Origin of the sequence: Mesorhizobium sp. M0910, assembly GCF_040319465.1 — a bacterium.
Lineage (GTDB): Bacteria > Pseudomonadota > Alphaproteobacteria > Rhizobiales > Rhizobiaceae > Mesorhizobium.
Map to the genome: position 1 here is coordinate 199,316 of NZ_JAMYNZ010000010.1, position 9,419 is coordinate 208,734.

The 9,419-nt window shown below is 61.7% G+C and carries 8 protein-coding genes and 2 pseudogenes; 6 read left to right on the forward strand and 4 right to left on the reverse strand.

Features of this window, described 5'->3' with window-relative positions; all coding sequences use genetic code 11:
- Positions 1–171: 171 nt before the first annotated feature.
- The gene (locus NKH78_RS24390; RefSeq protein WP_352884488.1) at positions 172–534 is read right to left on the reverse strand and encodes a hypothetical protein; all 363 of its coding nucleotides are present in this window, start codon (positions 532–534) and stop codon (positions 172–174) included.
- A 799-nt stretch (positions 535–1,333) separates the two neighbouring features.
- Between NKH78_RS24390 and NKH78_RS24395 the strand changes: the two genes are divergently transcribed.
- From NKH78_RS24395 to NKH78_RS24410, 4 genes and pseudogenes are all read left to right on the forward strand, one after another.
- Positions 1,334–3,046 (forward strand): ParB N-terminal domain-containing protein, encoded by a 1,713-nt coding sequence (locus tag NKH78_RS24395; RefSeq protein WP_352884489.1) that lies wholly within the window; start codon positions 1,334–1,336, stop codon positions 3,044–3,046.
- 94 nt (positions 3,047–3,140) lie between these two features.
- Complete coding sequence (locus NKH78_RS24400; RefSeq protein ID WP_352884490.1) at positions 3,141–3,614, forward strand: UCP036055 family protein; 474 nt, start codon at positions 3,141–3,143, stop codon at positions 3,612–3,614.
- Positions 3,611–4,495 (forward strand): annotated as a pseudogene (locus tag NKH78_RS24405) (DUF7007 domain-containing protein). The gene NKH78_RS24400 and the pseudogene NKH78_RS24405 overlap by 4 nt, the downstream one beginning before the upstream one ends.
- Positions 4,495–4,808 (forward strand): annotated as a pseudogene (locus NKH78_RS24410) (hypothetical protein). The pseudogenes NKH78_RS24405 and NKH78_RS24410 overlap by 1 nt, the downstream one beginning before the upstream one ends.
- A gap of 13 nt (positions 4,809–4,821) precedes the next feature.
- Here the strand turns inward: NKH78_RS24410 and NKH78_RS24415 are convergent.
- Positions 4,822–5,064, reverse strand: a complete 243-nt coding sequence (locus tag NKH78_RS24415) for an alkylphosphonate utilization protein (protein ID WP_352884492.1) — start codon at positions 5,062–5,064, stop codon at positions 4,822–4,824.
- A gap of 571 nt (positions 5,065–5,635) precedes the next feature.
- Here NKH78_RS24415 and NKH78_RS24420 point away from each other — a divergent pair.
- Entirely contained in the window at positions 5,636–6,223 is a 588-nt protein-coding gene (locus NKH78_RS24420; protein WP_352884508.1) for a BAR domain-containing protein, read from the forward strand.
- A 305-nt stretch (positions 6,224–6,528) separates the two neighbouring features.
- Here the strand turns inward: NKH78_RS24420 and NKH78_RS24425 are convergent, their stop codons facing one another.
- Together NKH78_RS24425 and NKH78_RS24430 are read right to left on the reverse strand one after the other, a co-directional pair.
- Positions 6,529–7,011 carry a GrpB family protein gene (locus NKH78_RS24425; RefSeq protein WP_352884493.1) on the reverse strand — a complete coding sequence of 161 codons (483 nt, stop codon included), beginning with the start codon at positions 7,009–7,011 and terminating at the stop codon, positions 6,529–6,531.
- 143 nt (positions 7,012–7,154) lie between these two features.
- Positions 7,155–8,048, reverse strand: coding sequence for a LysR family transcriptional regulator (locus NKH78_RS24430; protein ID WP_352884494.1), 894 nt, complete (start codon positions 8,046–8,048; stop codon positions 7,155–7,157).
- A gap of 123 nt (positions 8,049–8,171) precedes the next feature.
- Here NKH78_RS24430 and NKH78_RS24435 point away from each other — a divergent pair, with 123 nt between their 5' ends.
- Positions 8,172–9,083: a DMT family transporter gene (locus tag NKH78_RS24435; protein WP_352884495.1), complete on the forward strand. Its 912-nt coding sequence runs from the start codon at positions 8,172–8,174 to the stop codon at positions 9,081–9,083.
- Positions 9,084–9,419: the final 336 nt, after the last annotated feature.

A 9,419-nucleotide genomic window follows, 5' to 3' on the forward strand; every position in this document is an offset into this window, starting at 1 on the left:
TTGCGTCAGGCATTGACCGGCGGCAGGGGTTCGGCAGTTTGAAAGTGTCTGAGCAAAGGATGGCGCCAGATATTCGATCGAGTCATCCCGATAGCCGGCGATCGGGAATCCGTAAGGCCGAAGATAAGAAGAAACAGCACCAGCATATGTTGGCAGCGCTGCACAGTGACTTCAATGCGACAAGAACAATCGGGCAGCAGCCTTCTTGGCAGTTGCCTGAATCGATGTGGAGAATCCATGCGGAACGCATTGGTCAACAATGAATGGCGTGAAGCAGAACGCGGTCTGCCTGGCGCTTGCCCTGGCTGCGAACAGCCCATGACACCGAAATGCTGCGACCGTCGCATCCGACATGGGGCGCATCGTGGCGTACGGACCTGCGATCCCTGGTGGGAGCCAGAAACGCCTTGGCATCGGAACTGGAAAGCACAGTTCCCGCCCGCCTGGCAGGAAGTCATCCAGCACGATGCCAGAGGCCAGCGGCATATAGCGGATGTGAGGACGGATCACGGCCTCGCCCTCGAGTTCCAGCATTCGCATCAGCGCCCTGAAGAATGTGCCACTCGCGAAAGCTTCTACGGCAACATGATCTGGACGTGGACGGAACGCGGCTGAAGCGGGATTTGTCGCGCTTTTCGGAAGGCCATCCTTCACTGCGTCGCTCGCCCTTGCACGGAGTATATACGACGCCGTTCCCGGCGGAGTGTTTCCGAGCAGCTGGCTCGAATGCCGTACTCCGGTCTTCTTTGATTTGCAGGTAACGAACCGCTTGAACCAAACACTTCGGTCGAGCGCCGCTATCTGCGGGGGATTGCTACCGGGACGTCCCGATGGCCATGCGGTCGTTGTCGCGTCGCAGCGGCAGAGTCTGATTCATGCCGCGCACCATCGGCCGCAGATCGTCGCTTCCCAGAAGATAGTCCACGCGCTGGCTGAAAGGTTCAGGGTGGCTCGGGTGCAAGCGATGCAGGAGGCGCGCCGATATCTGGTCAACACAGTGCGGAAACCGCGACACAAGTCGTAGCGGCGTCCGTCTCGGATGGTTCGGTTCTAGATCTACGTCGGAGGGAGGAAGAAGGAAAACGAAGAAAGAATAAAGCCCGCTCGCAGATCGGGCGGGCCGCTGACGCTGGCCCTCAACCGCGCCGCTCGCGATCCCGACCGCGTCGTCCTGCGCAGGGCCCAAGAGCCCCGCTCGGCCAGCCGGGCAGGGATGCTCGGCCGCGGGTGCACCAGCCCGCCCGCTCCGCGGGCCGGGGAGTGTCTTCAGGAAGAAGACGAGGAAGGACGCAGCGATTAGCGGCGTCCGAAAACCCCTTGAAGGAGCATCTCCATGGAACTGAAGTTTGTCGATCCGCGCGCGCTGAAGGATAACCCTGACAAGGCGCGACGCTCGAAGTCGAGTCCGCAGGCCGACGCGCTGCTGCTGGCTACGATCCGTGCCGTCGGCATCGTGCAGCCGCCTGTCGTCGCGCTGGAGACGGATGGCGGCAATGGCTACGTCATCGATGCCGGCCATCGCCGGGTGAAACAGGCGATCGCGGCCGGTCTCGAAGAGATCGCCGTGCTGGTGATCGAAAGGGCCAAGCATGGTGGTGCAATGCGGTCGCTGGCCGAGACGCTGGCGCATGAGCAGCTGAATCCCGTCGACCAATGGCGCGCAATTGAGCGGCTGGTCGCGCTCGGCGGGACCGAGGAAGCGATCGCCGTCGCTTTAGCGCTTCCCGTCCGCCAGATCAGGAAGCTGCGCCTGCTCGCCAACGTTCTGCCGGCCATGTTGGACCAGATGGCCAAGGGCGACATGCCCAACGAGCAGCAGTTGCGCACCATCGCCTCGGCTTCGCTTGATGAACAGAAGGAGGTCTGGAAGAAGCACAAGCCCTCCAAGACCGATCCCCAGGTGTCGTGGTGGAGCGTGGCGCAGGGCCTTACGAAGCGTCGCATGTACGCGCGCGACGCCAGCTTCGGTGACGATCTCGCTCAGGCCTACGGCATTGCCTGGGTCGAGGACCTGTTCGCTCCGGCCGACGAGGACAGCCGCTATACCACGGATGTCGAGGCCTTTCTTGGCGCGCAGCAGGAGTGGATGGCAAACGCTGTGCCCAAGCGGGGGGCGATCGTGGAGGCCGATCAGTGGGGCGAGCCGAAGCTGCCTGCCAAGGCCGAGCGTGTGTACGGCAAGCCGTCGAAATCCGATCACACCGCCATGTATCTTGACCGCGACGGCAAGGTGCAGTCGGTCGGGTACCGCATGCCGGCGGCGAACAAGCCCAACGGCAAGAATGGCGCTGATGTTGAGGCCGATGGCGATTATATCGTCGTTACGGCAAAGCCGCGTCCAGACGTCACGCGCAAAGGCATGAAGATGATCGGCGATCTGCGTACCGATGCGCTGCACGAGGCGCTGTCGCGCGCACCGATCGAGGACGACACGCTGATGGCGCTGCTCGTTCTCGCCTTCGCCGGCCAGAATGTCACAGTGGCATCCGGTGCCCGCGACATCTCCTATTACGGGGCGGCACGACTCGGCGAACATGCCGCGCGCCTGTTCGACCGGGAGGGCAAGCTCGCGTTCGACATGGACACGCTGCGCACTGCCGTGCGCTCCTTGCTGATCGACGTTCTGTCGTGCAGGGAAAATCGCTCGGACAGCGGCGTTGTCGCCCGTGTCGCTGGCGACGTCATCGCCGCCGACAACTTCCTGGCCAACATGGGGACGGAGGACTTCCTGTCATGCCTGTCGCGGCAGGCATTGGAAGCCGCCTGCGCGGATACGTCCGTCCTGCCCCGTCAGAAGATCAAGGACACCCGCGCGGCCCTGGTCGAGCATTTCAAGCAAGGCCGCTTCGTCCACCCCTCGGCGCTGTTTGCGCCCACTCCGGAAAAGCTGACCTCCTGGCTGAAGATGATTGAGGCCAGGCAACAGCCCGAGGACGACGGCACGCCGCAGGACCAGGACGAGCTCGACGGCGATGCGATCGTCGATCCTGCGCATGACCATGTCGGCGACGATGACGCTGAAGGCTTCCGCGAGGCCGCCGAATAACAGCGCGCGCCTTCTTCCTTCCGTTCGCATTCCCGCCGCCGGTGACCTCACCGGCGGCGGTTCTGTTTCCACCATGAGCAACACGGAGACCATCATGTCGGCTCAATTGATCTATGACCTCGTTCCACTCGGTTCCATCGTGAATTATTCCGATGGATCACCACGCCCGCCAGAGCGGCATCGCAAGAAGCTCGCCGCCTGGGAGAACCGCAACTGCGGCGGCCGTCTGATCCGCAAGCAGGCCGAAGCCCGCGTCGGCAATACCACGCTGCCTGCCTCGATCACCCTGCACAAGGGCGATTATGGCAGTCAGGGCACCATCGTCCTGCGTGTTCACCAGAGTTTTTCGGTGAACAGCGACCTGAAGTTTTCGGTCAAGGAGCGGCCCGCCATCGGCACGGTTCTCGTTCTCAACCGCGCCGGCCACGATGCGGAGCTTGTGCATCTTGCCGCCAATCGCACGGCCGCCGAGGAATGGCTTACCCGCCACGGCTATCCGAACGCCGTGTTGCAGCAAGTCACGCCCGACACCGTAGCGGCGGATACTGTAAAGGGGAGGGCAGCATGACTGCGCGAACTTCTGAAACCCATGTCGTCGAAACCTCCGGTTTTCCGGGAGTTACTTTTGGCCGAAGCGCCGATGGGCTTTGCGTTGCCCTTGTCGGTGAGCACGGCTTCGCCATGGCTCCAGCCCGCGATGGCCGGCACTATCTTGTCACGGGCTGGCGTATCCGTCGGCCCATGGCCGAATGGACGCGCAGCGATTTCTACGGTCATGCCGGTGAGCTTGCCGACGAGGCGGCGTTTCGCGCGCATGTCAAGGAGAGCGCCCTCCACCAGCAGCAGCGCGCGGCTCTCGGACGTCGCGAAATCCACTCCCGCGCCCACACGCCATGGGGAACGTCGCAGGGAGCGACCGCCTATGCCGAGGGCGTCGTGGCTCACTCGACCGCAGGCCATGGCGGGTTCCATCTGTCGGCGGAGCGAAATCGCAAAGTCCAGCCTATGCTCCGTGCCGATGGCGGCTGGTATGAAGAGGACTGCCATTGGGCGTCCGTCGCCCAGGCTTTCCCCGAGCTCTTCACGGACTTCGAGAAGGCTTGTGCGGAAACGACGATCCGCGACTGGTACCCGGACGCGTGGGAGGCGATCCGCGAGAGGGTGCTCGAACCCGGCCAAACTGCGAAAAAGGACGAGCGGGCGTTGTTCGAGAAGCATACCGATGACTGAGTCTTGGTGTCGGCGATCCGTTCCGAGCACCAGGCCGGTTTCACCGAGGTTATCGCGACCCCTGGCGGCAAGCGCGGACCGGGCACGGAGGAACGTCGCTTTCTCGTTGCGACCGACGAATACCATGTCGGCCGCTTTGGATTCGTCATCGATGTTGCGCGCCACCGTGTCTATGGCGGGCCATCGAGCTTCATGGATTGGCAGGGAAGGAATGCATAGTGTCTGTCCCCGATCGCCGCGCACAGCTCTTTCGCATGGAGGAGGCACGGCGCCAAACACAGCGCCAGCTCGAAATGATCGACCGGCAGATCATAAGGCAGATGACGGCGATTATTCCGCAGCTCAAGCCCCAGCGTATCGGCCACCGACGCCGAAAATCTGGCGATGCAATAGCCTTCTGGATCGGTATCGATCGAACCTCGCAGCGATCAGGCAGCACGAGATCGCCGCTCTCTCCCGCAAGCTGGCAAGGCAGGATGCTGCAACCGAGATGCTGCGTGCCAGACTGCCAACGGACCTGATGCGCGCCTGATACCGCAGCTTGGTCAGCGCTTGCGGACGAACTCCGTTCGCAACACCAGCCCCTTGATCGCATCATGCGGACAATCGATTTCTTCGGGATTGTCGGTGAGCCGGATCGACTTGATCACTGTCCCCTGCTTCAGGGTCTGGCCGGCACCCTTGACCTTGAGATCCTTGACGAGGACGACGGCGTCGCCGTCGGCGAGCACATTGCCGGCGGCATCGCGCACTTCAATTTTCCCGGCAGAAGCTGCAACGGCAGCCATCTCCGACGCCGGTCGCCATTCCCCGGTCACGTCGTCCTAGACGTAGTCGTCGTTCTGACCTGTCATTGCTGCCTCGCCTCGGGATTGAATACAGTACGCTGTCAGTCCGACGTGGGTACAGGCCATCGATCCGCATCGGTGGACCAGCGCACGTCACATATACCGGCAGGAGCCGAAGTTCAAACCACTATCGTCCCCGCGCAGCCTGGCGGGCAGGCGGATCGTGTCGCGGCGGGAATTGAACACTGCATTCCTCTCGCATGCCGATGTCCGAATTCATCCCTTGCCGGTCTTCCCGGCGGGTTTGCTGCGGTCTGAACCGGCGGCTGTCCGCTTCAAGGCCGCTATCGCGCCGCGGAGCGGCCGGAACCCGCCGATCTCGGCAAGGCTGGCCCGCGTCCCGCGCAGGGCCAGTGAAGAACTGGCCCCGCTTGTCCGCAAGCCAACCTCGCTCGCCTGGCAGGCTCCGGACCCTGAAGCACAGCTTCCGCCGGTTCCTTTTGACCGCACCCGCAGGGAAGACCGGCAAAGGCCGGAACACCTGAAGGGCATCGCTAGAAAGGAAAGCTCAATGTCCAGTTCAACCCGCTCCACCAAGACCAAGGCCCGCGTCGTCCAGCTCCGTAAGGGGACCACCCTCGAAATGGTCCGGCTCTGCTGCCCGGATGGCAACCAGGCCGCCCTCATCTCGGAAAGTTTTGGCCTCCCCGTCCTCGACGGTGATGGCATCCGTGAATTCCACGAGCGCAGCCTGTTCGATGGTGCAGACACACTCTCCGAGGGCCTTTCCGACAAGGCGATGCAGATCCACCTGCAGAGGATCGTCGGCTCTTATGTCGGCTCCGCCTATGGAGCAGGCCAGTTCTACTCGAAGGCCGTCACGGAGGCGAAGGATGCCACGGCCAAGCTCGCCAACGACACCCGCGACGAGGACATTGACGGTCCGGCCGGCTTCGACAGCAAGGCTCAGCGCAAGCGCGAATTCGCCGCCGAAATGGGCCTTCAGGCGCATGCCCTGCGCATGGCGGCCGAGGGCGCCGTGGCCGCCTACGAGCACGTCGTTGGCGAAAGCTGGAAGCCTTATGAACGTCAGACCGAGAACCCCGGCCAGACCGTCAACCGGCAGGCGGCCGATCTCCAGATGGCAGCCCTTGGCTAACTGCCACCGGGCGGAGCTTCGACTCCGCCCGACCTTCTTTGTCGATGCCTGCGCCACATCGCGCTCCGGTCCGACGAGCACCGAAGCACAGCGGGTTTCCGACGCGCTCGCCGGCCGCGCAAAAGCGGATTATCTCTCCGGTCGCCGTGCTGGGGGCAGCCCTTGGCTTCGCGAGAGGCCCGACAAGTTCGGTATCTCTGTCGAGGCAGTCGAATCGATCATATTGGAATTTCTGGAAGTGCTCGGCATCGAGATTCGCGATTTGCCGCAAGCGAAGCGCACCACCCGTAGTCCGGGCCGGAAAGTCAGGAGTTCCGCGACCGCTTTGACAGTGCTTCGGCGATAAATGCCGTTTTGGCGTTGCTGTAGCCTTCTCGACCAGAGCCGAACCTGTCGGCAAGGCGCTTCTTGAGAAGCCCATATGTTTTCGCCACGTCGGGATTGGCGCGCAGGTAGTCGCGAAAAGCTATATGCCGCCCGAGTTCTGGATTTGCCGCTGCACATACGTAGAGGTGATGCGCCGGCAACCTGCTCGGCTGAGTAAAGGCGTGACGCCCATCAATTCCCCTCTCACCCTCATATGTATATCCAATTTTCGAGAGCTTACTGATCGCAAAAGAAAGGTCGGCTTCGGTTGGAATCACCACATCCATGTCGATTATGGGCTTTGCGGCTAAACCGGCGACCGAAGTGCTTCCGATATGCTCAATCTCAAGCGCCGTTCTCCCTAGATGTGAGCGCGATCTCATCTCTGATCTGAGGAAAAACATCGGGCCATGCTGAGTCATACGGCACGATAATCACAGGATTGACCATTTTTCAAACCGATGGCTTTTTGTCGCGAAGACCTGTGATGTAGCAAACTTTAAGATTTTTGCGACAGATAGTCCGTTTGCACGACAAGCAAGCCGTCAGAGGCGGCAAGTTCCGGCTATCGCCCAATAGCAAAGGCTGAAAAGTCGAAGGTATTCACATAGTCGCGGAATGCGGCCTGCGCCTTGGACTGGTTCTTCAGGTTGGGAAAGATCAGCGTCATTTCATAGGGTGGAATTTCCCAGCCCGGGAGCAGTTCCACAAGCCGGCCGACCGCGACGGACGGCTGGCACACATAAGCGGGAAGGAGTGCCACCCCATTGCCCGCGATGCAGGATTGCAGCAGGAACCCCATGGAATCCGAGATAGCGGCCGGCGGCGGTTGTAGGACGATCGGTGTGTCGTCTGACGAGAACACCCATTGGGGCTGCGCATCATGCACCAGGCAGCGGCGATGCAGGAGATCGGTCGGTTCCCGAAGAGGACTGCCAGCCGCCAGATAGGCTGGCGCGGCGACGAGAACCCGTTTGATCGAAGAGACACGCCGCACGATCAGGTCCTGACCTGTGGTCGTGCCGACGCGAAAAGCGAAATCAATCCGCTCGCGGATGATGTCGAGATGCCGGTTTGTGGCGATCAGATCGATGGCGATCCGGGCAAACTGCGTGGTAAATCCGTGGAGGAAGGTCGGCATGAAATAGGTGGCTGTTACCTCTGGGCAGGTGATCTTCAGCGTCCCGAGCGGTTGTTCCTTGAGATTCGTCATCGCCATGTTCGCGGCCGAAACCTCTGCGCGGACGCGGTGGCAGTATTCGAGATAAACTTGGCCGCTGCCGGTAAGGCTTACGTGCCGGGTGGAACGATTGAGGAGGCGCAGTCCCACACGGGCCTCTAGCTGGGCGATGCGCTGGCTGACGGTAGATTTGGGCATCCCAATGCGCTCCCCGGCGCGGGTAAAGCTGCCCGTCTCGGCGACTTCGGCCAAAAGGATCATGTCGTCGACGCTGTCCAAAGTCCGCACCCCTTCTCATGTCGTCGCTCATTGTACAATAACACGGACAAGATTTCCGTATAATCAGAATTGTTGGAACGTTCTCGGCTCGCTAGCCTGGGCGCCCGAAGAAGGAACGCGAAAATGTCGATCAGTCAGACGGCCCCCAAAGCGGACAGGGTGGGCATCGCCGTTGCGACGATGGTTTTCACTGACCTGACGCTTTCCATCGCGGATGCGATCATCAAGGTCACGATCTCGGAGATGCCGCTGTCGCAGTTCATTTTCCTGCGGTCCTGCGTCACGCTGCCCTTGTTGATCTCGATCCTGAAATGGCGCTTTCCGCAGGTGTCGTTGCGCCCAGCCCATCCTGGCTGGGCCATCGTGCGAAGCAGCCTGCTTCTGTCGAGCCTGCTGATCTATTACGCTTCGCTACCGCGCCTCGATTTCTCGATGGCGGCGGCGGTCTATTACACGATCCCGCTGTTCATTACCCTTTTTGCGGCCTTCTGGATCAGGGAACCTGTCGGGGCGCAAGGTTGGGTCGGAGTCGCCCTCGGCTTCATCGGTGTGCTGCTCATGCTGAAGCCGCAGGCCGGCGATCTTGGCATCCATGCCGTGATGCCGCTGGTTTCCGCGATTCTCTACGCTCTGGCGATGGTGCTGACGCGCACCAAGAGCCGTGGCGAAAACCCCTTCATTTTGGCGCTGATCTTCAACCTGATAGCGATCGTTCTCGCGGGCGGCGCGAGCCTGGCGGCCGTGATCGCAGGGAGCGAGGGCGGACAAAGCCTGTTCATGGACGCGTGGATTCCAATGGGCTGGACCCAATGGGCGCTGATCGGGCTTTTGAGCATGACCATGCTGATCGGCAGCGTCGGCACGGCCATCGCCTATCAGTTGGGACCATCCTCGATCATCTCGACCTGGGACTTTTCCTATCTGGCCTTCGCAGTGCTATGGGGCGTCGTGCTGTTCTCGGAACGTCTGGATACGGCTTCCATGCTCGGTATCGTTCTCATCGCACTGGCTGGAATTATCGTGATCCGGCGTTAACCGAGGCGGATGACGGCTTCAGGTTACGAGTATCGCAAAACTCGCAAGTTTTGTTCGGGTTTTGCGACCTGAGCGCATGAATCGGTGCCCCTGCCACAGTGATGCGATGCAGGAAGACCTCGCCGCGTATGCCACGCAGGCCGGTGCGGATCGCCAGATCCACCTCCAGATCCACCTCCACGGCATCGTCCCACGCCCTGGGTCGTTCTTCCGCATGAATCGAATTCCCAGCTGTGGCACCGGTCAGTTCGGGTAGGCCCCAGCGGGCCGAGCCAGATCAGCCGGCCCGTGCCGACGTCCAGCCCGAGAGGCGTATTTCCATGGCCGTGTACGCGG

Bases quoted from the DNA above. Each gene is read 5' to 3' on its own strand.
- NKH78_RS24425 (WP_352884493.1), bottom strand. From the start codon at position 7,011: ATGACTCAGCATGGCCCGATGTTTTTCCTCAGATCAGAGATGAGATCG.
- NKH78_RS24415 (WP_352884492.1), bottom strand. From the start codon at position 5,064: ATGGCTGCCGTTGCAGCTTCTGCCGGGAAAATTGAAGTGCGCGATGCC.
- NKH78_RS24390 (WP_352884488.1), bottom strand. From the start codon at position 534: ATGCTGGAACTCGAGGGCGAGGCCGTGATCCGTCCTCACATCCGCTAT.
- NKH78_RS24395 (WP_352884489.1), top strand. From the start codon at position 1,334: ATGGAACTGAAGTTTGTCGATCCGCGCGCGCTGAAGGATAACCCTGAC.
- NKH78_RS24420 (WP_352884508.1), top strand. From the start codon at position 5,636: ATGTCCAGTTCAACCCGCTCCACCAAGACCAAGGCCCGCGTCGTCCAG.
- NKH78_RS24400 (WP_352884490.1), top strand. From the start codon at position 3,141: ATGTCGGCTCAATTGATCTATGACCTCGTTCCACTCGGTTCCATCGTG.
- NKH78_RS24435 (WP_352884495.1), top strand. From the start codon at position 8,172: ATGTCGATCAGTCAGACGGCCCCCAAAGCGGACAGGGTGGGCATCGCC.